The sequence below is a fragment of the Rhizorhabdus antheiae genome (assembly GCF_049889055.1).
Lineage (GTDB): Bacteria > Pseudomonadota > Alphaproteobacteria > Sphingomonadales > Sphingomonadaceae > Rhizorhabdus.
The window spans coordinates 58,123-84,715 of sequence record NZ_JBLTWO010000013.1 but is presented as its reverse complement, the minus strand read 5'-3'; the positions used below and the strand labels follow the sequence as shown (position 1 = coordinate 84,715).

General features: G+C 64.8%; 26 protein-coding genes. 6 read left to right on the top strand and 20 right to left on the bottom strand.

Annotation, left to right across the window (positions count from 1 at the left end; translation table 11 throughout):
* Positions 1–31: 31 nt before the first annotated feature.
* From ACNI3R_RS18920 to ACNI3R_RS18905, 4 genes are all read right to left on the bottom strand, one after another.
* Positions 32–460, bottom strand: coding sequence for a nuclear transport factor 2 family protein (locus tag ACNI3R_RS18920; protein WP_426186252.1), 429 nt, complete (start codon positions 458–460; stop codon positions 32–34).
* 3 nt (positions 461–463) lie between these two features.
* Positions 464–1,783: an aromatic ring-hydroxylating oxygenase subunit alpha gene (locus tag ACNI3R_RS18915; RefSeq protein ID WP_426186249.1), complete on the bottom strand. Its 1,320-nt coding sequence runs from the start codon at positions 1,781–1,783 to the stop codon at positions 464–466.
* Positions 1,784–1,944: 161 nt separating this feature from the next.
* On the bottom strand, positions 1,945–3,147 hold the full coding sequence (locus ACNI3R_RS18910; protein ID WP_426186246.1) for a cytochrome P450: 1,203 nt from the start codon (positions 3,145–3,147) through the stop codon (positions 1,945–1,947).
* 110 nt (positions 3,148–3,257) lie between these two features.
* Entirely contained in the window at positions 3,258–4,436 is a 1,179-nt protein-coding gene (locus tag ACNI3R_RS18905; protein ID WP_426186243.1) for an aromatic ring-hydroxylating oxygenase subunit alpha, read from the bottom strand.
* 146 nt (positions 4,437–4,582) lie between these two features.
* Here ACNI3R_RS18905 and ACNI3R_RS18900 point away from each other — a divergent pair, with 146 nt between their 5' ends.
* Positions 4,583–6,199 carry an AMP-binding protein gene (locus ACNI3R_RS18900; RefSeq protein ID WP_426186240.1) on the top strand — a complete coding sequence of 539 codons (1,617 nt, stop codon included), beginning with the start codon at positions 4,583–4,585 and terminating at the stop codon, positions 6,197–6,199.
* A 25-nt stretch (positions 6,200–6,224) separates the two neighbouring features.
* Here the strand turns inward: ACNI3R_RS18900 and ACNI3R_RS18895 are convergent, their stop codons facing one another.
* Complete coding sequence (locus ACNI3R_RS18895) at positions 6,225–7,031, bottom strand: SDR family NAD(P)-dependent oxidoreductase (protein WP_426186237.1); 807 nt, start codon at positions 7,029–7,031, stop codon at positions 6,225–6,227.
* A 140-nt stretch (positions 7,032–7,171) separates the two neighbouring features.
* Between ACNI3R_RS18895 and ACNI3R_RS18890 the strand changes: the two genes are divergently transcribed.
* Entirely contained in the window at positions 7,172–7,933 is a 762-nt protein-coding gene (locus tag ACNI3R_RS18890) for an SDR family NAD(P)-dependent oxidoreductase (RefSeq protein ID WP_426186234.1), read from the top strand.
* Positions 7,934–7,969: 36 nt separating this feature from the next.
* On the opposite strand, the gene ACNI3R_RS18885 is transcribed toward ACNI3R_RS18890, so the two are convergent.
* Both ACNI3R_RS18885 and ACNI3R_RS18880 read right to left on the bottom strand, forming a co-directional pair.
* Positions 7,970–8,686 carry an SDR family NAD(P)-dependent oxidoreductase gene (locus ACNI3R_RS18885; protein WP_426186231.1) on the bottom strand — a complete coding sequence of 239 codons (717 nt, stop codon included), beginning with the start codon at positions 8,684–8,686 and terminating at the stop codon, positions 7,970–7,972.
* A complete protein-coding gene (locus ACNI3R_RS18880; protein ID WP_426186228.1) occupies positions 8,683–9,696 on the bottom strand; it encodes an NADP-dependent oxidoreductase in 1,014 nt (337 codons plus the stop codon). Before ACNI3R_RS18880 ends, ACNI3R_RS18885 begins: the two co-directional genes overlap by 4 nt.
* Positions 9,697–9,864: 168 nt before the next feature.
* Between ACNI3R_RS18880 and ACNI3R_RS18875 the strand changes: the two genes are divergently transcribed.
* Positions 9,865–12,120, top strand: a complete 2,256-nt coding sequence (locus tag ACNI3R_RS18875) for a TonB-dependent receptor (RefSeq protein WP_426186225.1) — start codon at positions 9,865–9,867, stop codon at positions 12,118–12,120.
* An 84-nt stretch (positions 12,121–12,204) separates the two neighbouring features.
* Entirely contained in the window at positions 12,205–12,969 is a 765-nt protein-coding gene (locus tag ACNI3R_RS18870) for an SDR family NAD(P)-dependent oxidoreductase (protein ID WP_426186258.1), read from the top strand.
* Positions 12,970–12,993: 24 nt separating this feature from the next.
* Here ACNI3R_RS18870 and ACNI3R_RS18865 read toward each other — a convergent pair whose 3' ends face one another.
* The 6 genes from ACNI3R_RS18865 to ACNI3R_RS18840 all read right to left on the bottom strand — a co-directional run bounded on the left by ACNI3R_RS18865 (position 12,994) and on the right by ACNI3R_RS18840 (position 17,462).
* Positions 12,994–13,800 carry a ThuA domain-containing protein gene (locus tag ACNI3R_RS18865; RefSeq protein WP_426186222.1) on the bottom strand — a complete coding sequence of 269 codons (807 nt, stop codon included), beginning with the start codon at positions 13,798–13,800 and terminating at the stop codon, positions 12,994–12,996.
* Complete coding sequence (locus ACNI3R_RS18860; protein ID WP_426186219.1) at positions 13,800–14,813, bottom strand: NADP-dependent oxidoreductase; 1,014 nt, start codon at positions 14,811–14,813, stop codon at positions 13,800–13,802. Before ACNI3R_RS18860 ends, ACNI3R_RS18865 begins: the two co-directional genes overlap by 1 nt.
* Positions 14,814–14,819: 6 nt before the next feature.
* Complete coding sequence (locus ACNI3R_RS18855) at positions 14,820–15,248, bottom strand: nuclear transport factor 2 family protein (RefSeq protein WP_426186216.1); 429 nt, start codon at positions 15,246–15,248, stop codon at positions 14,820–14,822.
* An 82-nt stretch (positions 15,249–15,330) separates the two neighbouring features.
* The gene (locus tag ACNI3R_RS18850) at positions 15,331–15,681 is read right to left on the bottom strand and encodes a Rieske (2Fe-2S) protein (RefSeq protein ID WP_426186213.1); all 351 of its coding nucleotides are present in this window, start codon (positions 15,679–15,681) and stop codon (positions 15,331–15,333) included.
* A 12-nt stretch (positions 15,682–15,693) separates the two neighbouring features.
* A complete protein-coding gene (locus ACNI3R_RS18845) occupies positions 15,694–16,440 on the bottom strand; it encodes an SDR family oxidoreductase (protein ID WP_426186210.1) in 747 nt (248 codons plus the stop codon).
* A 14-nt stretch (positions 16,441–16,454) separates the two neighbouring features.
* Positions 16,455–17,462: an NADP-dependent oxidoreductase gene (locus ACNI3R_RS18840; protein WP_426186207.1), complete on the bottom strand. Its 1,008-nt coding sequence runs from the start codon at positions 17,460–17,462 to the stop codon at positions 16,455–16,457.
* A 115-nt stretch (positions 17,463–17,577) separates the two neighbouring features.
* Between ACNI3R_RS18840 and ACNI3R_RS18835 the strand changes: the two genes are divergently transcribed.
* Complete coding sequence (locus ACNI3R_RS18835) at positions 17,578–17,991, top strand: nuclear transport factor 2 family protein (RefSeq protein ID WP_426186204.1); 414 nt, start codon at positions 17,578–17,580, stop codon at positions 17,989–17,991.
* A gap of 51 nt (positions 17,992–18,042) precedes the next feature.
* Here ACNI3R_RS18835 and ACNI3R_RS18830 read toward each other — a convergent pair whose 3' ends face one another.
* The 7 genes from ACNI3R_RS18830 to ACNI3R_RS18800 are packed head-to-tail and all read right to left on the bottom strand — an operon-like array spanning position 18,043 to position 24,827.
* On the bottom strand, positions 18,043–18,579 hold the full coding sequence (locus ACNI3R_RS18830) for a VOC family protein (RefSeq protein WP_426186201.1): 537 nt from the start codon (positions 18,577–18,579) through the stop codon (positions 18,043–18,045).
* A 16-nt stretch (positions 18,580–18,595) separates the two neighbouring features.
* Positions 18,596–20,035, bottom strand: a complete 1,440-nt coding sequence (locus tag ACNI3R_RS18825) for a 2-oxo acid dehydrogenase subunit E2 (RefSeq protein WP_426186199.1) — start codon at positions 20,033–20,035, stop codon at positions 18,596–18,598.
* Positions 20,036–20,046: 11 nt separating this feature from the next.
* Positions 20,047–21,060: an alpha-ketoacid dehydrogenase subunit beta gene (locus tag ACNI3R_RS18820; RefSeq protein ID WP_296624155.1), complete on the bottom strand. Its 1,014-nt coding sequence runs from the start codon at positions 21,058–21,060 to the stop codon at positions 20,047–20,049.
* A gap of 15 nt (positions 21,061–21,075) precedes the next feature.
* A complete protein-coding gene (locus ACNI3R_RS18815) occupies positions 21,076–22,047 on the bottom strand; it encodes a thiamine pyrophosphate-dependent dehydrogenase E1 component subunit alpha (protein WP_426186197.1) in 972 nt (323 codons plus the stop codon).
* A gap of 34 nt (positions 22,048–22,081) precedes the next feature.
* On the bottom strand, positions 22,082–23,290 hold the full coding sequence (locus ACNI3R_RS18810) for an acyl-CoA dehydrogenase family protein (RefSeq protein WP_426186195.1): 1,209 nt from the start codon (positions 23,288–23,290) through the stop codon (positions 22,082–22,084).
* Positions 23,290–24,435, bottom strand: coding sequence for a thiolase family protein (locus ACNI3R_RS18805; protein ID WP_426186193.1), 1,146 nt, complete (start codon positions 24,433–24,435; stop codon positions 23,290–23,292). The genes ACNI3R_RS18810 and ACNI3R_RS18805 overlap by 1 nt, the downstream gene beginning before the upstream one ends.
* A complete protein-coding gene (locus ACNI3R_RS18800) occupies positions 24,432–24,827 on the bottom strand; it encodes a Zn-ribbon domain-containing OB-fold protein (protein WP_426186191.1) in 396 nt (131 codons plus the stop codon). The genes ACNI3R_RS18805 and ACNI3R_RS18800 overlap by 4 nt, the downstream gene beginning before the upstream one ends.
* Before the next feature lie 129 nt (positions 24,828–24,956).
* Here ACNI3R_RS18800 and ACNI3R_RS18795 point away from each other — a divergent pair, with 129 nt between their 5' ends.
* Positions 24,957–26,576: a GMC family oxidoreductase gene (locus ACNI3R_RS18795; RefSeq protein WP_426186189.1), complete on the top strand. Its 1,620-nt coding sequence runs from the start codon at positions 24,957–24,959 to the stop codon at positions 26,574–26,576.
* Positions 26,577–26,593: the final 17 nt, after the last annotated feature.

The window sequence follows — 26,593 nt, the reverse complement described above, 5'->3', positions numbered from 1 at the left end:
CAGGTCATATGCGTCTGCCATGGAAATTGCCTCAGCTGGCTGGGGGAAGAAGAAGGCGGATGGAGAGCCCAGAAATCTTCCATCCGGCGTCGTCGAGCGCGAAGGCGAAGCGATAACAGGCCTTCACGTCGATCATCGACCCGTCGACATTGCGGGCGAAAGCATGGACATAGCCTTCGGCCTCCGCCGAGGACCCGTCGAAGGCGAGCACGGCGAAATTGCTCACATAATGCGCCGCGTGCGTCATGGTCGGGAAAGCGGCTTCGAAGAAGCCGCGAATTCCCTCATGACCGGCGAACTCGCCCATACCGATCCCGGACAGGTCATAGACCGCGTCCGAGGCGAAGAGGGCGAGAACGCCATCGATGTCGCCGATGCGGTCGACCGCCCTGCAATAGGCGATCGCGACCGCTTCGAGCGCGCCCCGCTGCTCGACCGAGCAGGGTGTCGAAACGGTCATCGTTCAGTCCTTCAGCACATAATCGTTGAGCAGCTCGTGGAAGCGCTGGACGCGCTTTTCCTGGTTCGGAAGCAGACAGCCCTTGAACCCGCGCGAGTTCAGCCCCTGCTGCTGTGTCGTGCCGATCGACAGGTCCTGATCGGCGACATAACCGACCGAGACGCCGTCGCCATAGACGCTGTGCCGCGCGATCGCATCATGCTGCAGCGGCGCGGTGCCGACCGGGGTTTCGACCTCCTTCATGCCGGGAACCGGCGGATAGAGGCACCAATGCTGGAACACGCATTTCTCCGGATCGGTCGGATGCGGCTCGGTGCGCAGGATCTGGCACTGCTCCGGCGACATGGTGATCGTCAGATTGGGGAACAGCGTGCAGTGGAAATAGTCGACCAGTTGCTGGTCCGACATGTCCGCATAATTGGTGTAGCCGCGCTCGGCGCCCAGCTTGCGCTTGGCCTCGATCACCGCCTGACGGATCTCCGAGGTGCGGCCTTTATAGTCGGCCGGATCGATACCCCAGGCCTGCGCCACCGCGTCGAGCGGCGTAGGCACCTCACCCGAGGCATAATCCTTGCGCGTCGTCGCCTGATGCCCCTTCATCCACATCGAATTGTGACCCGAGGGATACATCTCGAACAGCGTGTCGGGCAGGCCGTCGTTGATGAAGGTCGCCAGTTCCGGGTGGATGGTCGGGAGGTGATAGCTCTCGTTGAAATTGTCGCGGACGATCTTCCAGTTGAACTCGCACTCGGCCGAGACATTCAGGACACGAATCCAATTTTCCAGGCCATAGCCGGCGAGCCGCTCCGGAAAGGGCGCAAGCCATTCGTGCAGGGGGGCGACATCGTCGTCCATGCACCAGAAGACGAACGGGCCCCAGGTGTCGCAACGCAGTTCGGTCAGCTTGGTCTTGCCGCAGGGATTGCCCTGCGGGAAATCGTCGGGATCCTGCACGCTGACGAGCGTGCCGTCGGGATCGAACTGCCAGCCATGATAGCCGCAGGTGATGCGCGGCGCACTGGCGACATCGCCGAGGATGAGGCGGTTACCCCGGTGCGGACAGCTATTGTAGAACGCCTTGATCGACCCGTCTTCCTGACGGATCATGATCACCGATTCCTTGGCGAAATTGTGCCGGATGACATCGCCCGGCTCTTCCAGATCGGCCAGGACCCCGCCCAGATGCCAGACCTTGGGCCAGAGATTCTTCATCTCCCGGTCCATCCAGTCCTTGGAGATATAGCGGTCGGCGGTGATCGTGTCGCCACGCACCGGGGGATCGAACTCCTTCGAGTAGCGCGACATCATCTGTTCGGCGGTCATTCCAGCATCCTTCAAATCATGGAGCGAGAGCCGGTCGCCCGGTCTGCGCGTGATTCTCCTCCACGACCGGACCTGCATGGCGATGCGGTACGGCCTCTATCCACAGAGCAAGCTAGGGATGCCCCTCCGTCCCTGCCACTCGCCATTTGCACAGGCCCGCTTCACCATTCGAGGACGACACGGTTGATCTGGCCGACGATGCCAGCCGAACAGCGCGGATCGGCGTCCTCGGCCAGCCGGAAATCAGGAATGCGCCGCAGCCATTCGGCGATGGTGATCGCGACTTCGGCGCGGGCGAGTTCCTGCCCCGGACACATATGCGGCCCACTGCCGAACGCGGAATGGCGGCAACCCTTGCGGGCCACGTCGACCTTGAGCGAGTCGGCGTTGACCGTCTCGTCGAGCCCATGGACCTGGGTCGGGATGCAGATCAGGTCGCCCGCTCTCAGCGAAGCGCCGTGAAATTCCATGTCGTGGCGCACGGTGCGGGCGATGGTGACCAGGCCGAAGCGACGGAACAGCTCGTTGGTGGCGGCGAGTACCTGCGGGAAATCGAGCCCCGCCAGTTCCTTGCGCAATTCGGGATTGCGGGCGAGGTGCAGCATGGTGAAGCCGAGGAAGTTCACCACCGTGTCGACGCCTGCGATCAAAACCTGCGTCGCCAGCGCCAGCGATTCGTCGACGCTCAGCTGGCGACCGTCGATGTCGGCAGTCACGATATGGCTGAGCAGATCCTCGCCCGGATTGGCGCGGCGTGCGTCGAGGATCGGGCCGAGATAATCGAAGAAGCCCTGTTTCGCCTCCTCGAACGGGATCGGCGGATTGGGCCGGGTCATGCATTCGGCGAGGTAGCGGATGCGGCCCGACTCGGCCATCGGCACACCGACCAGCGCCATGAAGATGCTGATCGGAAAGACCTGCGCATAGCAGGTGGTGAAGTCGCAGCGCCCCTGCTCGACGAACGGCTCGATCAGTTCGACCGCCGTCGCGCGGATAGCCTCGTGCAGCCCGCGCACCTTGGCCAGCGACATGCCCGAGTTGAGCAGCTTGCGATAAGGCCGATGCTCGGGCGGATCGATCGTCGTCGGGATCAACTGGTGGAGTTTACCGACCGATTTCGGGATCACGATGATCTGGTTGGAAAAGCGCTCATGGTCCGACTGAACCTCGGCCAGCACCGGCCCCGACAGGGCGATCCAGTGCCCCTCATTCTGAGGCGTCCAGACAACCGGCGGCGACGCCTGCTGCAGCGTCTTCCAGGCCTGGTGGAAATCATCAACCTGGCCAGGGACATGATAGATGTCGACATCGACCACCAGGCTGGGATCGATATGGTCGGGAATGTCGAGTGCGAGCGTCGCCATGATCAGTTCCTCTTTCTGACGCCTCCGCCGATCCTGTGCCGGCGCTGACGCGGATGCCGGTTCGGCACCGAAAAAAGGGCGCCCGGACCATCGGCCCGGACGCCACAGGATTACATCGTCGGTTCGGGACGGGTGGGATCGTCCTCAAGATACCAGTTCAGCCATTCGTGGAAATATTGGTTGCCGCGCTCGTTGCGGCCGAAGACGAGATCGTCATGCGCCCCGGCTTCGAGCCCGCGCTGGATTTCCAAGCCGATCAGATAATCTTCCTTATAGGTCACGTCGCGGAAGAAATCGATCATGGTCTCGACCTGTGCCCGGTCCTCTTCGTCGCGGATCGGCTCGCGGCGCAGATAGTTGAGCACGGTCCGGTTCTGCTCCGGCGTCGGCCCGGGGAAGAGCTGGGCGACCTGCGTGATCTCAGGCGCGATGAAGGTCGACACGTTGGGGAACATGATCCGGACGAAGTCGAAGCCGTTATTCTCCTGCGTTCCCCACTGATCGCGCGGCACGTCGCGCAGCGCTTCGGCGATCCGCTTCTGCGGAAAGCCGATGCGAATATTGGGGCCGAAGCCCTCATAATGGGTGCAGTTCGACGGGGTGCGCGGGAAGATCGTCTCCGGGTGGAGCGACGCGAAATGATAGCCTTCCAGATAGCCGTCGAAGGCGATCTTCCAGTTGGCGCCCTCGATCACACGCGATCCGAGATAGGTCCATTTGCCGAAATCGAGCGCTTCATAATCGTCGAGGAAGCCACGGAAATAGCGGTCCAGGTCCATCGGTGCGTTCGGCGTCAGGCAGACGAAGATCATCCCCGCCTTTTCCTCACACGGCAGACGACGCAGCCCCAGGCCGGCCTTGTCGACGTCGCCGAAGGTGCGCGACTCCGCCACGCCGATCAGGCGGCCGTCCTGTCCGAAGGTCCAGCCATGATATTTGCACACGAAGCGCGGGCAGTTGCCATGCCCTTCCGACGCAACCGGCGCCGAGCGATGCGAGCAGACGTTGAGGAAGGCACGGACCTTGCCCTCCTTGTCGCGGCTGATCAGGATCGGCAGGCCGACCGCCTCCATCGCCTTGTAATCTCCGGGGTTCGGCATCTCGGCGGTGAACGCCAGCATCAGCGGCACACGCTTGAAGATCAGTTCCATCTCGGCGCGCCACTGATCATGATCGGTGTAGCTGCGGGTCGGTACCCGCATCGTGTGATCCGCCTGATAGGTCTTCTTGTTCTCGACATAGTCGAGCATGATCTCGGCGACGTCGCCTATGCGCTGGATACGGTCCACTGTCAGGCTCCTGATTTATGGCTTTTGCCCGCTGTCTCGCGCAGCGCGCCCCGCCCGACAAGCTGGGACAGGTAACAGGTTCCTGATATTTTGAACAATTGGACGGCCATGCGGGGACGTGGCAGAGCCGGACCATGGAAGAGAGGATGGATCCGCCGTGGCGCTGGCTGCAAACGCCTGCCCCGCATCAGGCAATATGGGCAGAGGGGGATGTCTGGGATCGGCGCACGCTGTTCGACCTGGCCGTCGAGCGCGCTGAAGCGGCACCCGATTTCCCGGCTGTCGTTGAAGGCGAGCGACAGTTCACCCGCGCCGGCCTGATCGAGGATGCGACTTCGTTGTCGGCGGCTCTCCACGCCCGTGGGCTCCGGCCCGGCGATGTCGTGGCTTTCCAGATACCCAACTGGCACGAGGCCGTGATCATCAATCTGGCTGCTGCCCAGTCGGGCCTCGTGGTCAACCCGATCGTGCCCATTTACCGCGACCATGAAGTGTCGCTGATGCTGGGCGACTGTAACGCGGCTGCCTTCTTCGTCGCCAGCAGCTTTCGGAAATATGACTTCGCCGCGATGGCGGAGCGCATCCGGCCGTCGCTCCCCGCGCTGCGGCATGTCTTTACTGTTCGGGGCGAGGGATCGGACGACTTCGCGGCGCTCGTGGAAGAAGGACGTGGGCTGGCATTCGAGCGTCCCGCCGTCGATCCGCTGGGCGTCAAGATGGTGCTCTACACCTCGGGCACGACGGGGCGCCCCAAGGGCGTGCTCCACAGCCATGTGACCCTCCAGCATATCGTCCGCGAGAGCGGAGCCTTTTGGGGGCTCAAGGATGGTGAGGCGACTTTGATGCCGTCGCCGGTCACCCATGTCTCGGGCTATGCCAACGGGCTCGAAGCTCCGTTCATCTGCGGGATCAGCACGATCCTGATGGAGAGCTGGAACGCGGGCGAGGCGCTGGCGCTCATCGACCGTCACCAGGTCGTCGGCACGGTCGCGGCGACGCCCTTCCTCGTCGAACTGGCGGCCGCCGCGCGCACCGCCGGCAATCGACTGGAGAGCTTCCGCTTCTTCGCCTGTGGGGGCGCTGCGGTCCCGCCCGAGGTCATTCCCGCCGCCAACGCCGCCTTTGCCAACTGCCATGCCTTCCGCGTGTTCGGGGCATCCGAGGTGCCGCTCGTCAGCTTCGGCTGGCCCGATGACGAGCATCTCGCGGCGACCACCGACGGCTGCATCGTCGACTATCAGGTCCGGATCGTCGACGGCGACGACAATGATCTGCCCGATGGGCAGGAGGGGGAGATTCTCGCACGCGGGCCCGCCATGCTGCTGGCCTATGCCGACGAGCAACAGACCGCCGAGGCGATCACCACCGACGGCTATTTCCGCACAGGCGATCTCGGCGTCCGTTCGCCCGAAGGCGCGATCACGATCACGGGCCGCAAGAAGGACCTTATCATCCGTGGCGGAGAAAATATCTCTGCCAAGGAGATAGAGGATGTTCTTCACACGCATCCTGCGGTTCGCGAAGCGAGCGTCGTCGCGATGCCGCACGATCGGCTCGGCGAAGGTGTCTGCGCCTATGTGATCGCGCGGGACGCGGCGCCCAGCGCCGAGGAGCTGGGCCGCCATGTCGCCGATAGCGGCCTGGCCAAGCAGAAGATCCCCGAGCGTTTCGTGTTCGTGGAGGATTTCCCGCGCACCGCGTCGGGCAAGATCCGCAAGGACCAGCTACGCGCGGATATCAAGGAGCGACTGAAGGCGGCCTGAGCTTCAGGCCGCCGCACAGTCCGGTTCAGGCCGCGCCGGTCGCCTTCGCGATGCTGGCGGCGATATCGTCGTTGGTCGGGTTCCGACGCAGCGTCAGCCCGCCGTTCACCTGCAGATTTTCGCCGCTCATGAAACATTCGTCGCTGGCGAGCCACACGGCGGCAGCAGCGATATCGTCCGAGGTTCCGATCCGGCCGAGCGGATAGCCCGCGACGAACGCCTCGTGCAGGCCGGGCACCGACATCGCCTGCTCGGTCATCGGGCTTTCGGTGAGGCCCGGCGAGATGGAATTGGCGCGGATGCCCTCCTTGCCGAACTCGTGCGCGACGCAGCGGACGACATGGTCGGTCCCCGCCTTGGTGCCCATATAAGCAGCATGATCGTTGAGCATGATCGTGGCGGTTGCCGAGCTGATCTGGATGATCGAACCGCCCTGCCCGCCGCGGCTCCGCGCCATCTTGCGGATCATCGCCTGGAAGAAATGATAGGGACCGACGAACTGCAGCGCCGTCATGTCCATCAGTTCCTCATGCGTCGTCTCGAGGAAGGGCTTGAGCAGCCCCCACCCGGTCGAGTTGATCGCGATGTCGATACCACCCATTGCGGCCGTCGCCTGCTCAGCCAGTGTGTCGATGCTCTCCGGATCGGTCAGATCGCATGCGGCCCAACCGCAGCCTGTCTCGGCGGCGAACGCCTCCAGCACCTCGGCCTTGCGACCGGCGACGAAAACGGTAGCGCCCTCGGCGATGAAGCGGCGGGCCATATGCTGGCCCATATTGTCGGGGCTGCTCGCCCCCAGGATCAGGGCGCGTTTACCCGCCAGACGTCCCATGGCATCTCTCCTGTGCACGGTTCGACGCGGGCGTATCATGGCGCCGCGATGGTCCGGCCTGTTCAAAAAGGGAGTGGCCGCGCGCGCCGTCGCCCTCGCATGGAAGATCGAACACAGCCATAACGAAGGAGATTATAGCCATGGATCTTGGGCTGAAGGGCAAGAAAGTCATTCTCACCGGCGGCAGCCGCGGCATCGGACGCGCCACCGTGGAGCTGTTTGCAGCCGAAGGCGCCGACGTCGCCTTCTGTTCGCGCAACGCAGAACAGGTCGCCGAGACGATCGAGTCGCTGTCGAAGCATGGCGGCAAGATCGTTGGCGAGGCGTTCGACATGGAGTCGGGCCACGACGCCTATCGCGCCTGGCTGTCGTCTGCGGCTGAGAAGCTCGGTGGCTGCGACATCTTCGTGCCGATGATCTCGACCTCGGGCGCGGGCGCCACGGGCGATTGGGAGAAGTCGCTCAACTACGACATCATGGGTTCGGTGATCGGCGCGGAAGTGCTCGAAGCGCATCTCGCCAAGTCGGGCGAAGGCTCGATCGTGATCCTGGCGTCGACCGCCGGTCTGGAGACCTTCATCGTTCCGCAGGGCTATAACGCCATCAAGGGCGCGCTGATCGTCTATGCCGGCCAACTGAGCCAGGCGCTGGGCCCCAAGGGCATCCGGGTGAACACCGTTTCGCCCGGCCCGATCAAGTTCAAGGGCGGCAATTGGGAGTTCCTGCAGGGCGCCGCTCCCGAACTGCACGACGCGACCGAAAAGCAGTTCGCACTCGGCCGCTGGGGCGGTCCGGAGGAAGTCGCCAAGACGGTCGTCTTCCTCGCGAGCCCGGCCTCGTCCTACACGACCGGCACCAATGTGGTCGTCGACGGCGGCTTCACCAAGCGCGTCCAGTTCTGATCGCGCGATACTGATCCGGATGGCGGCGCCGACGCGTCACATGCGCGTCATGGCGCCGCCATCCACCAATATCCCCTGCCCCGTCACAAAGCGCGCATCCTCGCTGCAGAGGAAGGCGATGACATCGGCAATGTCCTCCGGCTGACCGAGCCGACCGAGGGCGGCCTTTGCCTCCCAGTGCGTCCGATATTCGGGCATGTCGGTGAAGGCCGGCGCGGTCATCGGCGTCTCGATCGCACCGGGCATCACGCAATTGACCGTGACCCCCGCTCCGCCGAGCTCGCCCGACATCGCGCGCGCCATGCCCAGCACGGCGTGCTTCGAGGCGGCATAGGCCACCAGCCCCGCATCGCCGAACGCCGACGCGACCGACCCGATCATCACGATCCGCCCGCGCCCGCTCGCCTTCAGATGCGGCAGCGCGTCGCGCACGAGGCGGAACACGGCAGTGACGTTCACCGCCATCGTCCGGTCGAAGGCGGCATCCTCATGCCCCTCCAGCGGCAGGAAGGCCGACACGCCCGCGCAAGGGACAATCGCATCGATACCGCCCAGTGCATCGGTGGCGGCTGCGACGATCGCCGCGTTAGCGCCATCGGCGGTGACGTCGACAGCCATGTCGACGTCACCGGCAAGATCGACCGTGAACAGTTGCGCCCCATCGGCGGCAAGGCGGCGGGCGGTGGCCGCCCCGATCCCCGATCCCGCGCCGGTGACGAGCGCGCGCAGTCCAGCCAGCCGGCCCGCGGTCATGCGATCTTCAACACGAGCTTGCCGGTGTTGGCGCCAGTGAACAGCCGCATGAACGCCGGATAAGCATTCTCCAGCCCGTCCTGGACATCCTCGTCGATTCGCAGGCGCCCTTCGGCCATCCAGGTCGCCATCTGCGCACCGCCCTCGCCGAAGCGCGGCACATAATCGGCGATCAGGAAGCCCTTGATGACGGCGCGCTGGACCAGCACCTGCCAGAGATTGCGAATGCCGATCTTCTGTTCGGCATTATACTCGCTGATGAGCCCGCAGAGCACGATGCGCGCACCCATCGCCAGATTCATCAGTTCGGCATCCATCACATCGCCGCCGACATTTTCGAAGATGACATCCGCCCCGTTCGGCGCGTGGCTGCGGATTTCCGCCGCGAGGGTCGCTACATCCTTGCCGCGATAGTCGATCGCGACGTCGAAGCCATAATCATCGAGCAGGCGTCGGCACTTGTCCGGACCGCCGGCGATACCGATCACCCGGCAACCGAGTATCTTGCCGATCTGCCCGACCGCCGATCCGACCGCACCCGCAGCACCGGACACGAGCAGCGTCTCGCCAGCCTTGGGCTGCCCCGCCTCGATCAGGCCGAAATAAGCGGTCAGGCCGACCGCGCCCATGGCGGAAAGATATTTGGACGGGCTGTCGACGATCGATACGTCGATCTTGCTGGTGAAGCCACCGGGCTGGACAACGCTGTAATCCTCAAGCGCGTTGAGGCCCAGCACCCAGTCACCCGGCTGGAAATCGGGGTTGGCCGATGCATGGACGACACCGACCGTCGAAGCGCGAACCGGCGCGCCGAGCGGGATCGGCGGCATGTAGCTGGGGGCATCGTCCATCCATCCACGTTGCGCCGGATCGAGCGATGCGAAGTGGTTGCGAACGATCAGACCGCCCTGCTCCGGCTCCGGAATCGTCTCCTCGACCAGCGAGAAGTCCTCGGGAACGGGGGTACCATGCGGGCGACGAACCAAGAGAAAACGGCGGTTTCCTGTCATTTTGACCTCTCCAATGTTGCGCTCTTCGTCCCCCGCACTGCGGATTGACGCACCTGTGACATTTGGCAGTTAAGTGGCTCATGCCGTTCGGTGCATAGACGCCTCAAGAACAAGATCAGTCAAACGGGCTGTTTTTTTACCGGGAGGAGATGCACCGTGGGTGTTCCCATGAATCGTTATTTTACCATTGCGCTGCTGGCGACGACTGCCGCTGCCGGCTTCAGCACGCCTGCCTTTGCCGGACAGGCCGCGCCCGCCGCCGAGAATGAGGTGGTCGGGGTCGAAGAGATCATCGTCGAGGCCCGCCGCCGCAACGAGTCTCTTCAGGAAACCCCGGTCGCGATCACTGCGGTCAACGCCGCCATGCTCGAGAGCAAGGCGTCGATGAACATCGGCGACCTTCAGGGCGCCGCGCCGAACCTGCTGATCACCCAGCAGAACTCGGGCGCGCAAGCGGCCAACCTCTCGATCCGCGGCCTGACCTATGCCGACATCGAAAAGTCGCAGGAGCCGACCGTCGGCGTCGTCATCGACGGCGTGTTCGTCGGTACCAACACCGGCCAGCTGCTCGACACGTTCGACATCGGCCAGATCGAGGTGCTGCGCGGTCCGCAGGGCACGCTGTTCGGCCGCAACACGATCGGCGGCGTGATCAACATCCGTCGCACCCGGCCCACGATGGAGTTTGGCGGCAAGGCCGAAATCTCCTACTCCAAGTGGAATACCTGGCAGGCGCGCGGTGTCCTCAACGTCGGCAACGGCGAGAGCATCGGCCTGAAGACCTGGTATTTCCACAATCAAAGCGACGGCTATTATCGTAACGCGACCACCGGCAAGCGCGCCGGCGGATCGAACAACGACAATTTCGGCGCCGCCCTTTTGCTGAAGCCGGTCGACAGCAACTTCGAGGCGCTGCTCACGGTCGAGAAGCTCGATCAGCAGTTCCAGCCAGTCAACAGCAGCATCTCGAACAGCACCGACCTGATCTGCGCCTTCGCGCCGGCCAGCCAGTGCAACCGCAATACGACGAGCGACCTCTACACGGTCTTCGTCAGCCCGGCGACCAGCACCTACAAGGCGCCCGCCGCGACGCTCGAGATGAACTATGACGCGGGTGCGGTGAAGATCACCTCGATCACCGGCTGGCGCAAGGGCAAGGAGTTCCAGACCCAGGACTTCGACGCCACATCGGCTGACTTTTATTATGTTCTCCGTCGTCAGAACTACCGCCAGTGGAGCCAGGAACTCCGCTTCTCGGGTGATCTGGGCGAGAATTTCGATTATGTCGTCGGCGGTTTCTACTTCAACTCGCGCTACAACCTGACGCAGTTCTCGCGCGTGGGCGCGTTCAATCCGAGCATCAGCCCGGATGTGTTCGATACCAACCCGCAGAACGTCATCGGCAAGACCGAATCCTATGCAGCCTTCGGCGACTTCAACTGGGCCTTCGCGGATCGCTGGCGCCTGTCCTTCGGCGGTCGCTGGACGCGTGACCAGAAGGAGCTGACCAACAGCTTCCGTCAGGCGGGCGTGATCGGTACCGGCGACGGCACCTTCAAGAAGTTCACCCCGAAGGTCGGTGTCGACTTCCGTCCCAACCGCGACACCATGCTCTACGCCAGCTGGTCGCGCGGCTATCGCTCGGGCGGCTTCAGCCCGCGCGCGGCAACCGCTGCAACGGCCGGCACCCCCTATCAGCCGGAGACGGTCGACAGCTACGAAATCGGCGGCAAGTTCGACCTGTTCGATCGCAAGCTGACGTTCAACGCGGCAGGCTTCGTGTCGAAGTACAAGGACCTGCAGCAGAATACGACGATCCCGGGTGGTCCGACCGGCAACCAGACGATCACCTCGAACGTGGGCTCCGCGACGATCAAGGGTATCGAGGCGGACCTGACCGCGCGTCCGACTGACGGCCTGCGCCTGACGGCCACCGTCGGCATCCTGGACTCGAAGTTCAAGAACTTCGTCGTCGGCAACGTCTCGCCGGTCAGCGGCCTGCCGATCCCGTTCGACTATTCGCGCAACAACCTGATCTACGCGCCGAAATTCTCGGGCTCGCTCGGGGCGGAATATACCCTGCCGACCAGCTTCGGTAAGGTGGTCAGCAATGTCGGCCTGCGTCATATCAGCCCCTATGACCAGCAGATCTCGCTGGGTGCCGTTTCGGGCAATCTGACGACCGGTCCGGTGATCGTTAACGGCAACGATCCGCGCGTGCGGGTGAAGACGCAGAACCTGCTCGATGCGGCGGTCACGGCGAACTTCTCCCTCGCCGGCAAGGACGCCTATCTGACGGTCTTCGGCCGCAACATCCTTGACCAGAGGCGGACCAACGCCGCCTTCACCGTCGCGGGTCTGTTCAGCTTCGCTTCCGCCATCGAGCCCGCCAATTATGGCGCGACCCTCGGCGTGAAGTTCTGAGTTCTACTCTCCTTGGTAGAACACTGGGCGCGGTCAGAGATGGCCGCGCCCGATTTTTTTAAGGCGCATTTCTAGGAGGTTATGGTGGGAAGGCTTGAAGGCAAGATCGCACTGGTCACGGGCGGCGCATCGGTTCCGGGTCTCGGCAGTTCGACTGCGCAGCGCTTCGCCGAGGAAGGGGCGTTCGTCTACGTCACCGACCGCGACGGACCGGGCGCAGAGGCCGTGGCGGAATCGATCCGCCAGGCCGGTGGACAGGCTGCCGCAATGGCGCATGACGTCACCAGCGAGGAGGATTGGGACAAGGTCTTCGCCCGGATCGAAGCCGACCACGGACGCCTGAACGTCCTCGTCAACAATGCCGGCATCGCGGTTCTCCGCATGATCGGCGACCTCAGCTTCGCCGACTGGAAACTGCAGAACGCCGTCTGCCTCGACAGCGTCTATCATGGCACCCACCGCGCGGTCGCACTGATGCGCAAGACGAAGTCGACCGGTTCGATCATCAACATCTCGTCAGTGGCGGGCCTGGTCGGCGTTCCGGCCTGCTCGGCCTATGCTGCTGCCAAGGGCGGCGTTCGGCTCTTCTCCAAGACGGTGGCGGTCGAATGCGCGCGTGAGAATATCCGCGTCAACTCGGTCCATCCAGGCATGATCGCGACCAACATGATGGGCGTGGCGCAGACCGACAATGCCGACAATTACGACTCGGTCGAAGGCGGCATTCCGATGGGTCGCCTGGGCGATCCGCTCGACATCGCCAATGTGAACCTGTTCCTGGCGTCCGACGAAGCAAAATATGTCACAGGCGCCGAGTTCGTCGTCGATGGCGGCATGACCGCCCTGTAACCGAAACTGGACCAGGTGGCGCGCTCAATCGGGGCGCGCCGCCGTCCACCGTATCGCGTTGCCGACCAGCTGGCGGTAATGCAGATCGTCAAAGACGGAAGGCCCATCGCCCGGCTGCAGATAGACCAGCCGGCTTGCCAGAACCTCCTTGGCCCAACCGACCAGGTTCGATCCTTTCGGATGGGACCAGCCTTCCGCGCTGTGCATATGGCCCCGCACCGCGAGATCGGCCGACCAATAGGCTCCATCGTCGAACCGTGCATCGGAGCGCAGCAGCGGCGTCACATCCTCCTCGAACACCGAAGCGAGATAGAGTTCGTCGGTGAGGGTGAAGCTGGCCGGCAGCCCGGCTGTTACCGGATGCGCCGGGTCGACGACGGACAATATGTGGGTGACCTCGTGCCGATAGCCGCTGTCGGGCATGGCCTGCCCCCGCACCTTACCCGGATGATAGAGGAACTGGCCGCCGAGCCAGTCATGATAGTCGGCCCAGAGCGGCCAGCCCGCCAGCGCATGGTGAAGCGCGACGACACCCGTTCCCTGCTCCAGCAATGCCCGAAAGCCTTCTTTCACGCCGGGCTCGGGATCGAGATAAGCCGGTGCCCCCTCCCCCGCCTCGAAGTCGAGGCCGGGCATGTCGTAAAGCACAAGGACATCGAACCCGCGCATGCCGTCAGGGTTCATCAGCCGGGCGGCGGCGGGCTGGTCGACCATCGTTGCGGAGACGCCGTCGAGCGACTGGAAGATCGCGTCGAAGGCCGTCCGGTCGAACGGATGGCCGCGCACCGCGACGAGGCAGTTGATCGGCGCATGATGATGGATGATCGGCATCAGTCGAACAGCTTGACCAGAACCTTGCCGATATTGCCGCCGCTCAGCATGTGCGCGTAGGCGCTCAGGACGTTGTCCAGACCCTGGCCCTCGTCGAAGCGGACGGTGAGCTTGCCCGCGTCGTGCCACGCCCGCAGCTGGGGCAGAAACTCGGCTCCACGATGGAGGAAGTCGGGGATGAAGAAACCCTCGATCCGCAGCCGGCGCATCAACACCTGCTCGAACTGCGCCGGTCCCGGCGAAGCGCGGTCATTGTCATAGGCCGATACCAGCCCGCAGATCGCGACCCGGCCATAATGCGTCATGTTCGGCAGGACGGCATCGAGAATCGGACCGCCGACATTGTCGAAATAGGCGTTGATGCCGCCCTCGACCTGCGCCAGCGCCGCCGCGACATCCTCGGAGCGATAGTCGATCGCTCTCTCGACCCCGAGGTGCTCGGTCAGATAGCGACACTTTTCCGCGCCGCCGGCAATCCCGACCACGCGCGCGCCCAGATTGCGGCCGACCTGACAGGCAAGGCTCCCCGTCGCGCCGGCCGCCGCCGAGACGACCAGAACCTCGCCCGGCTGCACCTTCGCGACTTCCTGCACGCCGACCAGCGCGGTCCAGGCGTTCATGCCCAGTGCGCCGAAATGTTCGCGGACGTCTGGAATGCTATCGTCGACAATCTCGAGGCCCGACAGAGCCGGCACCATGTCGGAATAGTCCGCCCAGGTGCCAAAGCCCCGGACCAGCGCACCGACCGGGAAGGCGGCGTCCCGGCTCTCCGAAACGCGACCGAGCACGAGCCCGACCATCCGCGCGCCGAGCGGCAGCGGCGGCTGATAGCCGTCGGTGCGGCCGTTCATCCACATGCGCGTACCGGCGTCGAGCGACAGCCACTGCGCCCGGACGCGCACCTGCCCTTCGCCAAGCGCCGCCATCTCCTCCTGCTGGAGGCTCAGCGCCGAGTCGAAGTCGGTGCCGACCGGATGCGCGTCGAGCCGCCAGAAGCGGTTGGAAATCCCCATGCCGCCTCAGACCCCCTTGGGGCCGTGCTGGCGATGGATGTTGCGGAAGGACCGGCTCTTGAACAGCCAGCGGCCATCGACCTTCACGCAGACATCTTGATAGACGCCGCGATCGCGCATCGTGACCTCGCCCTGATCATAGACCTCGGCGGTGTAACTGCGGACGGTTGCGCGATTGCCGTCGATCTCGATCGAGCCCGGCCAGGCTTCGAACATGATGCCCGGATAGGATTTCATCGCTTCGGTCCACATCGCAACGATGGCCTGACGGCCCTTTGTGGTTCCGAGTTCGGGATAATCGGGCAGCGACCATTCGCCATCTTCGGCCCAGGTCGCGCCCCAGGCGACCGCATCATGGCGGGTCACCGCATCGGCATAGGTTTCGAGCAGCTCGCGAATGGCCAGACGGTCTTCGGCAGGGCCTGTAAAGGGCATCGATCTTCTCCCAGCATGTTGTTGCCGGAGACCCTAAGGCGCATTGCCCTGCCGCAAACCTGTCGCTTGTGCGAGGGGCGGATCAGACGGCGATCGGGCGCTCTTCCATCGACGGCTCCTCATCGGGAACCGAAACCTCGATCCGACCGCCCTCGACCCGGACGGCGAAGGTGCGCAGATCCTTGTAGGCACCACCCATGCAGCGGCCTGTCGCCAGCTCGAAGCGGGCGCCGTGTAGCGGACACATCACCGCGCCGCGCCGGATCTTGCCGCCCGACAGCAGCGCGGCCTGATGCGTGCAACGGTCGTTGACCGCGCGAAAGCCGTCGTCGGTCTTTGCCACCAGAATATGCCAGCCCGCCAGCTTGGCTGCCAGCTTGCCTTCTTCGGGAAAGGACGTTTCGTCAGTCAGGAAATGCCAGGTATCGCTCATTCTTGGTCCCGTTCAGATCGTGCTGCCGCCGTCGATACGGAACTCCGCGCCGGTGGCAAAGGCAGATTCGTCGCTGCCCAGATAGATGCAGATTGCGGCAATCTCCTCCGGCTTGCCGAGGCGACCGATCGGGTGGGACTTGACGAAGAATTTGTACAGCGCCTCGGGGTCCTCGGATTGTGCCAGCACCTTGTCGATGATCGGCGTGTGGATCGCGCCCGGATGGACCGAGTTGCAGCGAATGCCATAGCCCTTCTCGCAGAACAAAGCCGCGCAGGACTTGGTCAGGTGCGTCACCGCCGCCTTGGCCGCATTATAGGCGGCCAGATTGGCCTGGGCGCGCACCCCAGCCATCGAACTCATGTTGATGATCGACCCACCGCCGGGCAGCATCTTCGGAATGACCAGCTTGGTGCCCAGGAAGACGCCGACCACGTCGATGTTGAACTCGTGGACGAACTGCTCGAGCGTCACCTCCTCGATGCTGCCCAGCGTGGTGATCCCGGCATTGTTCACGACGATGTCGAGGCCATCGATGTCCGTCAGCATCGCCTCCCAGCTCGCCTGCGACGAGACGTCGAGTGGAGCAAAGCGGTTAGCGCCGCCGAGTTCGTTCGCCAGCGCGGTGCCCGCCGCTGCGTCGATATCGGCGATGACCACCTCGGCGCCCTCTGCAACATAGCTGCGAACGATCGCCTCGCCGAGCCCCGAGGCGCCGCCGGTCACCAGCGCGCGCTTTGCCTGAAGTCGTCCTGCCATGGCCGATCCCCCTGTCAGATCCGAACGATCGTCTTGCCGACCGTCCGCCCTTCCATCAGATCGATGAAGGCCTCGGGCAGCTTCTCGAAGCCGTCGCGGACATTGGCGAGCGGCGTGAGCTTGCCCTCAAGCACCCACTGGTCGAGTTCGCGCTGGGCCTGGTCGAGCCGATCGGCATAATCATAGGTGATGAAGCCCTGCATCTTCAGCCGGTTCACGACCATCTGCCAGAGCGTCTTCACGCCGGGAGGGTTGTCGGCGTCATTATATTGCGAGATCATTCCGCACACGGCGATGCGGCCGTGAAGGCGCATGAGCGGCAGGATCGCCTCGAGCGTCTCGCCGCCGACATTGTCGAAATAGACGTCGACACCTTCGGGTGCGGCCTTGGCGATTTCGGCGGCGATATCCGGCGTCGCGCGATAATCGATCACCGCATCGGCACCGAGACCCAGGACCACCTCGACCTTCTCCGGGCTTCCGACGAGCGCAACCACCTTGCAGCCGCGCGCCTTGGCGATCTGCACGACGGTCGATCCGGTCGCACCGGCGGCCGCGCTTACGACCACAGTCTCGCCCGGCTTTGCCTCGCCCACCGCAAACAGGCCGACCCAGGCGGTCAGGCCTACGGGTCCGAGCGCGCCCATATAATGATGGAGGTCGACGCCTTCGGCGGGGCGGACGATCTCCAGCCCCAGCGCGTCGGCGCCGATGACATAATGGTCGCACCAGGTCGCGAAGGCGCGCACGATCGAGCCGACCGGATAATCGGGGTTGTTCGACTGGACCACCTCGCCCAGCGACATGCCGTTGATCGGGGCACCGATCGCGACCGGCGGCATATAGCTCTTCCGGTCGTCGAGGAAGCCGCGGATGGCGGGGTCGACCGAGCCGACGCGCATCCTGACGAGGATTTCGCCGGGGCCCGGCGTGGGCATGGGCGCTTCCTTGAGCTGGAAGTCTGCCGGAACGGGTGCGCCCACGGGACGGCGGGCGAGCGTGATTTGCCTGATCTTCTCCATGCCTCCGCTTTAGCGCCCGCTGCGGCGACTTATGGCTAGCCATTACGCTAGGTTCCGTCATCCCGCCGCTGCGGGACAATGTGCCGAAATAATCGTCAGGAGGATGACCGTGAGCATGACCCCGCAAGAAATCGAAGCCTATGTCGACGACCTCTACGCCGCCTGCGGCGCAGGCGACTGGGACCGTGTCGCCGACATGGTGACCGACGATTTCGTCGTGACCGAAGCCGACACGCTGCCCATGGCCGGGACCTATCGCGGCAAGAACGGGCTCAAGGAGCTTTTCACGACGGTCTTCGGGCTGGTCGATGCGGGCGGCCTCGATCGCGTCCAGACCACGGTCGGCGGCGACTATGCCGTCACGATCCTGTCGATCCGCTTCGCCGACCCGTCGATCCCGCCCGCCGAAATCTGCGAGCTGTTCCGTTTCCGTGACGGCAAGTGCTGCGAGATCAAGCCCTATTATTTCGATCCGGCCAGCTTCAACGCGGCGGCCGCAGCCAAGAAAAAGGCGGCCGCGGCCGCCTGATCCCATCGGTTAGGATGAAGGTCGGTCCGGTAGCCGAACCGACCTTCTCCATCATCCCAGCTTGCGGAGCGGCTCGCTGCCGTCCCAGTTGCGCGCGGCGTCGCGCATCATGTCGAACAGCCCTTCGGATCCGCCCATCGGCTGCAGCAGCTCGATGACCGTGCCGGGACCACCGCCGGCATCGACATAAATCACCTCGCCATCCTCGCCGACCTTGCCCTCGACCAGGATCTCGGCCCCGACCTCGGCGCAGGCGGCTCGCGCCTCCTCGATCGATTTCACGAAGATGCAGATATGGTGCATCCGATCAGTGACGGCATAGTCGCCATTGTAGATCGACGGCGCGTCATTTTCCGGACGGATCAGCTCGATCTGGATGTCGCCCCAATAGCCGATCGCAATCGAGAAGACCGAATCTGTCGGCTGGCCGCGATATTTCATCTCGCCGAGCCGGACATTCTCCATCAGGAAGAAGGGCCCGACCCCGACCGTTTCCGTCCAATATTTCAGGGCGGCGTCGAAGTCCTCGGGAAGATAGGCCATCTGGACGACATCGCCCAACGCCTTGATCTTGGAAACCTTGGTCATTGCTCGTTTCTCCGGATCAGGCGAACAGGGTTTCGGGATCCTCGATCAGCCCCTTGAGCGTCGCGAGGAAGGACGCACCGGCAGCGCCGTCGATTGCACGATGGTCGACCGACAGCGTCAGCGCGATCCGGCTGGCGAAGGAGATCGAACCGTCCTCTTCCTCCTGCGCCTGACGGGTCACCCCACCGACCGCCAGGATCGCGGCCTGCGGCGGATTGATGATCGCGGAGAATTCCTCGATCCCCATCATGCCCAGGTTGGAGACCGAGAAGGTCCCGCCGTCCATATCCTCGAAGCCGAGCCGCCCGGCCTGCGCCTTGTCGATCAGGCGCCGCGTCTCGGCCGCGATCTGGTCGATCCGCATCCGGTCCGCCTGGCGCACGATCGGCGTGACCAGCCCCTTGGGGCTCGCGACCGCGATCGCGACGTCGGCATGGGCGAAGCGATGCACGCTCTCGCCATGGACCTGCACATTGACGTCGGGATGCCGCGCCAGCGCCTTGGCGCTCGCCCACACGATGTAATCATTGACCGACGCCTTGACGCCCAGCACCAGATTGGCGGTCTTGCGCAGCGCCAGCAACGCGTCGGCGGCCGCGCTGACCTTCAGGTAGAAGTGCGGAATCTCGCGCTTCGCCTCGCCCAGGCGCTGGGCCACGATCCGGCGGACCTTGTCGAACGGCACCACCTGCGGCGTGTTGGCGACGGGCACGAAGGGTGACCCGATCAGCGCAGGACCGGCAGCAGGCGCCGGTGCCGGCACCTTGGCCAGCACGTCCGCCTTGGAAATACGACCACGGGCCCCTGTTCCGGTCAGCCCAGCGAGGTCGATGCCGTGCAACGCGGCCAGACGACGCGCGAGCGGCGATGCGAAGATCCTGTCGCTCTCGTCATAGACCGTCGCCGGCCCCTTCAGCGCCGGACGCGCGTCAGGCTGGATCGCCTGATAGACGTCCTGGAAGGTGATCCGGCCGTTGCGTCCGGAGCCCTCGATCGGAGCCAGATCGACACCATGCTGCTCGGCCAGCTTCAGCGCTTCCGGGCTGATCGGCCGATTGGTTTCGATCTTCTTCGGAGCCGCCGCCGGTGCGGCCGGCGCCGGAGCCGGCTCGGGCGCAGCCGGCGCTGCGTCGCCGCGCTTGGCGGCGACCTGCGTGTCGGCGGGCTTGAACGACGCGATGAAGGCGTCGATCTCGGCATCGGTCGCGGCCGCATCGGCGAACACGGCGAGCAGCGCGCCCACCGGATGCGCCTCGTCGCCCGCACCGATCAGGATGCGGCGGGCAACCGCATCATATTCGGCCTCGACCTCGTTGGTGATCTTGTCGGTTTCGATCAGGCAGATGGTCTGGCCCTTGGTGAAGGCCTCGCCCTCCTTGACCATCCACTCGGCGATGTTGCCCTCGGTCATCTCGATGCCCCATTTGGGCATGCAGAAGGGACGGATGTCAGCCATGTCGTCCCCTCTCAGCGCCAGGACAGCGTCTTGCGCACCGCGGCTTCGATCTTGTCGGCCGAGGGCAGATAGGCGCTCTCCAGTTCGCGGGCGAACGGGATAGGCGTGTGCGGCGGGGTGACCGCCTCGGGCGGCGCCTTGAGGCTGGCAAAGGCCTTGTTGGCCACCAGCGCGCAGATGTCGCCGGCCAGGCCGCAACGCGGCGGCGCCTCGTCGACCACGACCAGGCGACCGGTCACCTCGACCGAGTCGAGGATGCTTTCCTCGTCGAGCGGGCTGGTGCAGCGCAGGTCGATCACGTCACAACCGATGCCTTCGGCCGCCAGCTTGTCCGCCACCGCCTCGCAGAAGCCAAGCAGCAGGCCAGACGACACGATCGTGACGTCCTGGCCGGCGCGCGAGAGCCGCGCATGACCATAAGGAATGGTGAAGTCGGGATCGTCGGGAACCTCGCCCTTCATCCCGTAGAGCGCCTTGTGCTCGAGGAAGATGACGGGATCGTCGTCGCGGATCGCGGTGCGCAGCAGGCCCTTCACGTCGGCCGGGGTCGACGGCATCACGACCTTGAGGCCGGGCATGCCGGTCAGGATCTGGTGGACCGACTGGCTGTGCTGCGCGGCCGCGTTGTAACCGGCGCCATAGGCCATGCGGATGACCGCCGGGCAGCGGCTCTTGCCGCCGAACATGTAGCGGAACTTCGCCAGCTGGTTCCAGATCTGGTCCAAGCTGACGCCGATGAAGTCGGCAAACATCAGCTCGGCGATCGGGCGCTTTCCCGACAGCGCCAGACCGGCGGCCGCACCGATGATCGCGCTCTCGGAGATCGGCGTGTCGATCACGCGGTCTGCGCCGAACTTGCCGAACAGGCCGGTCGAGGTCGACCAGATGCCGCCGATCGCTTCGGGGCCGCCGGGCGTGCCCATGCCGCCGACGATATCCTCGCCCAGCATTACGACGCTGGGATCACGTTCCATTTCCTCTGCGATCGTCGAAACGACGGCATCGCGATACATCATTCTTGCCATAGTTCGCGCTCCGCCTCAGTAGGAAATATAGACGTCGCTCAGGACGTCCTGCGGCGTGGGCCGGTCGGCGGCGCGCGCCGCCTCGACGGCAGCCTCGATCGTGTCCATCACCTCGGCGTCGATCGCGTCGATGTCGGCATCGGTCAGCAGCTTGGCACCGGTGACGCTCTGGCGGAAACGCTTCAGGCAGTCGCGCGTCTCGCGGATGCGCTCAAGCTCGCCCTTGCCGCGATAGCGCTGCGGATCGCCCTCGAAATGTCCGAAGAAACGCTCGGTGTCGAACTCGACCGCCGCCGGACCATTGCCGGCACGGACATAATCGAGCACCTCGCGCATCGTCTCATAGACCGAGAAGAAGTCGGTGCCGTCGCCGCGCCACACCTTCATGCCGAAGGCCTCGGCGCGGCTGGCGATGTCCTTCGCCGTGCCGACCGAATATTCGAAGCCGGTATGTTCGGAATAATGGTTGTTTTCGAACACGAAGATGCACGGCGCCTTGGTGACGACGGCCATGTTCATCGCCTCGAAGGTCGTGCCCTGGTTGCAGGCGCCGTCGCCGGAGAAGGTGATCGCCACCTTGCCCTGCCCGTCGATCTTCAAGCTGATCGCCGCGCCGACCGCGATCGGCGCGCCCGCGCCGACGATGCCGTTCGCGCCGAGCATGCCCTGGTCGAGGTCGGCGATGTGCATCGATCCGCCCTTGCCCTTGCAGAGCCCTTCGCGGCTGCCCCAGATCTCCTTCATCATCCCGTTCACGTCACAGCCCTTGGCGAGGCAGTGGCCGTGGCCGCGATGGGTGGAGACGATCTTGTCCTCGACCGAAAGATGATCGCACACCCCGACCGCGACCGCTTCCTGGCCGCAATAGAGGTGGGTGAAGCCCGCGATCTCACCGGTCTGGATCTCGACGTGAAGGCGTTCCTCGAACTCGCGGATCACCTTCATCCTGCGATAGGCGCCCAGTAAGGCTTCCCTGCTCAGCTGCATTCCCGCTCCTCGCTCTCTTATTCCGGTTTCCGCATCAAAGCCCGAGCACCGACCGGGCGATGATGTTGGCCTGCACCTCGTTGGTGCCGCCGAAGATAGTCCATGCGCGACTGTTCAGATAGCGCGGCGATGCCAGCTGCGCCGCGCGCGATAGCAGCGGATCGGGCGCGTTGTCGCCATAGAGCGGCCGCGCGAGCTCCAGCTGCAGTCCGGCGGGGCCGAACAGGTCCACCGCCAGCAGGTCGATGTCCTGGCGCAGGTTCGACGCCAGCAGCTTCGTGAGCGACGTCTGCGGTCCGGGGGCCCGGCCCTTGGCGATCTCCGAGATGATCTTGAGCTCGATCATCTCGAGCGACTGCACGCCAAGGCGGAGCTTGGCCAGCCTGCGCCGCCAGTCGCGGTCATCGCTCAGCACGCCGCCGCGCCCATCGGGCTGCTGCTTGGCCTGTGCTTCGATCTGGTCGAGATCATAGGACAGCTTCGGCGCATGGCACGAGCCGCCGCGCTCATTCTCGAGCAGGAATTTGGCGATCGCCCAGCCCTGCCCCTCTTCGCCGACGAGATCCGAAACAGGTACCGAGACGTCCTCGAGAAAGACCTGGTTGACCTCATGATCGCCACCGAGCGTCAGGATCGGACGCACCGATATGCCCGGCTGGTTCATGTCGATCAGCAGGAAGCTGATACCCGCCTGCTTGCGGCCCGTGGCATCGGTGCGGACCAGGCAGAACATCTTGTTCGCGTGATGCGCATGGGTCGTCCAGATCTTCGATCCGTTGACGATATAGCGATCGCCGTCGAGCACCGCGCGGCACTGGAGCGAGGCCAGATCCGATCCGCTGCCGGGCTCGGAAAAGCCCTGGCACCAATAATCCTCGCCCGACAGGATACGGGGCAGATAAAGTTGCTTCTGGTCTTCGCGACCGAAGGTCCAGATCACCGGTGCGACGAGCTTCAGGCCGAGGACGGTCAGGTTCGGCGCACCCGCGAGCGCGCATTCCTTCTCGAACAGATAGCGCTGCAGCGGCGTCCAGCCGGTGCCGCCATATTCCTTCGGCCATTGATAGCCGAGCCAGCCCTTTTCCTGCAGGACCGCGTTCCACACCTGACCGATTTCCGGCTCGACGAAGACCGACGGCGTCGCGGCACTGCCTTCATGCACCGCTTTCGGGAGTTTCTCGGCCAGAAAGGCCCGAACCTCGTCACGAAAGGCCGCATCGGCGGGGGACAGTTCGATATCCATCAACGCTCCAATATCGTTACCGCGGAAACGCCAGGCGCCCCATAGACATGGCTATAGGCCGTCTTCGGGTCGTTCGGCACTTGCCGCCCGCCCCCGTCGCCGCGCAACTGCACAACATTCTCGTAAACCTGCCGCAGGCCCGATGCGCCGATCGGCTCGCCGCAGGCGAGACAGCCGCCATCGGTGTTCACCGGCAGCGCGCCACCGATCTCAGTGCGCCCTTCGGCCAGCCAGGCTTCCTGCTCGCCATCGGCGCAGAAGCCGTTCTCGGCCATATGCATGATCTCGGCGCCCGCCTCGGTGTCCTGCAACTGCGCGACCGCAATGTCCTTGGGTCCCAGCCCGGCCGCCTCGAAGGCGGCGGCAGATGCAAGGTTGGTCGCCGAACCGCCCCGCTCGATATCGATGCACGGCGCGAACACTTCGAACGAGCCCGGCGGACGGGTCCGCATGGTCGCTGCCTTGAGCTTGATCAGCGGGCGGCCCAGCTCGCGCGCCTTCTTCTCGCTCGCGAGGATCAGCGCGACGCCGCCTTCGGCGGGCGAGCAGAACATATATTTGGTGTAAGGGTCGCTCACCAGCGGGGCGTTCATGATCTCGTCGAGCGGCACCTCGGCCCGGCGCCAGGCATGCGGCGCATGGACGGCATTGCGGAAGGCCTTCTCGGCCACGCGGCCGAGCGAGGTCGCCGAAATGCCATGCTCGTGCATGTAGCGGGTGATCTTGTTCGCGAAGAACTGGGTCGTGATCATATAACCCGCCTCGCCATACCAGTCGGGCAGATTATACTCGGCGGGCATCGCGTTGAACGCGCCGCGCGGATGCTTGTCGAAGCCGACCGCGAGGCCGAGATCGAACTCGCCCGACTTGATCGCCATCTGCGCCGAGAACAGCGCCGATCCGCCCGCCGCGCAGCCGTTGCGGACGTTGATGAACTGCATGCCGGTCAGGCCAAGGCGTTCCACCATCGTGTCCGGATTGCCGGCTGCATCCGAGCCGCCATAGGCGAACTGAAGCTGCGGCCAGTCGAGCCCCGCATCGGACAGCGCCTGGCGCACCGCATGGACGCCCTGATCGAGGCCCGACAGGCCATCGGTCCGGCCGAACGGGTGGATACCGATGCCGACGATATAGACGTCGCTCATGCGGACGCTCCCTTGGGCTGAAAGGCGTGGATCATGACCGGCTCGGCGGCGTCGGGATCGAGCGGAACGAACGTCAGCTCGAGCTCCATGCCGATCTGCACCTCGTCGAAGCCGATATTGACCACGCGGGACTCGACGATCACCTCGCCCGGCAGCTCGACATAACCGACGATCCAGGGGCGAAAGGCCTCCGGGCCGGCATAGGGCGGCGATTTGGGACGATAGCGCTGCACCGTGAACGACCACAGCCTGCCCTCGCGGGCGAGCGGCCAGGGCTCGAACTCCGCACCCGGCGGGCAGGGAAAGACGATGCGGCCCGAGTTGCGATTCCGGCCGCCGATCAGGCGGGGGCTCGCTTCGTCGGTAAAAAGGCCTTCAGCTATGACGTGCATCTCGCTCCCGATCCGGTATCGATTCCGGTCTTGGTGCTTTACGCCCCGGCGCCCCCTAATTCCGACTCCTCAAAACGCTAGGGTGGTCGAGCGCGCCCGCTGTGACACCTGTCCCGCCAGGAGAGCGATATGTCGGAAGCGTGGGATTATGTCATCGTCGGCGCCGGCTCTGCCGGTTGTGTCATGGCCGAGCGCCTGAGTGCGGACGGCCGTTCGACGGTACTCGTGCTCGAAGCGGGCGGCGAGAATGACAGCTTCTGGGTCACCCTGCCCAAGGGAGTCGCCAAGCTGGTGACCAATCCGGCCCATGTCTGGGCCTATCCCGTCACCCAGCCGCGCGAAGGCAACGGCCCCGCCAATGAGGTCTGGATCCGTGGCAAGGGCCTCGGCGGCTCATCCGCCGTCAACGGCATGATCTGGAGCCGAGGCGAGCCGGCCGACTATGACGACTGGGAAGCTGCCGGCGCGACGGGCTGGAACGGCGCCACGATGACCGAGGCCTTTCTGGCCCTGGAAGATCATGCCGCCGGGCCCGGCCCGATGCGCGGCAGTGGCGGCAGGGTCCATGTCGATCCGTCCATCTACAGCTACCCTCTGACCGACAGCATGATCGAAAGCGGCGAGTCTCTCGGCCTGCGCCGGGTCGACGACCTCAACGGCACGACCGGTCCGCGCGTGGGCCTGTACAGCCACAATATCCGCAAAGGGCGACGCCAGAGCGCCGCGCACACCTATCTCGCCCCGGCCAGGAAGCGTCCAAACGTCAAGGTCGTGACCGGCGCGATGACCGAGCGGATCCTGTTCGATGGTCGGCGCGCCATAGGAGTCGAGGCGATCGTCGGCGGACAGGTGCAGCATTTCGCCTGCCGTGGCGAGGTGATCGTCTCGGCCGGGGCGATGGAAAGCCCCTTTCTGCTGCAACGCTCGGGCATCGGTCATGGCGACCGCCTGCGCGCCGCGGGCGTCGAGGCCCTGGCCCATTCGCCCGATGTAGGCGAACGCATGATCGAGCATCTGTCGATGTCGACGCCCTATCGGCTGCTCAAGGGCTCGGGCAGCCATCGCAATTTCTTCGGCATCGGCCTGGTCGCTGCGATGGCCCGCTACATGCTGCGGCGGGACGGCGTGATGGCGACCGGGCCATTCGAGGTCGGGGCCTTCTGCAATGTGGCGCATCCCGACGGCCGGACCGATGCCCAATTCTATCTGGGCGGCTACACTTTCGCGGTCGGCGACGACAATAATCCGGTACCGCTGGACAAGATCGACCGGCGCCCCGGCGTCACAATCTATGGCCAGTTGCTGCGCCTGATGAGCGAGGGCTCATTGCGGATCACCGGCCCCCGGAGCACCGACACGCCGGAGATCCGCCCGAACTGGCTGAGCACCGATCATGACCGGGCCTCGGCGATCGGCCTCATGCGCAAGATGCGCGCCTTCATGGCGCAACCGCCGCTGGGCGACATGGTGGGCGAGGAAATCATCCCCGGTCCCGCCGTCCAGTCCGACGAGCAGCTTCTCTCGGCCTTCCGGCGGCTGTCGAGTTGCGGGCTGCATGGGATCAGGTCCTGCCGCATGGGCAGCGATGCCGATGCTGTGGTCGACGCGCGCTTGCGGGTGAACGGCGTGGAAGGCGTCCGGGTCGCCGATTGCTCGGTGATGCCCTGGCATGTCACCGGCAACACCAATGCGCCGGCGATGGCGGTGGGCCTGCGCGGTGCGGCCATGATCCTCGAGGACCGGCCCTGAAGGCGGGCCGTGTGCCC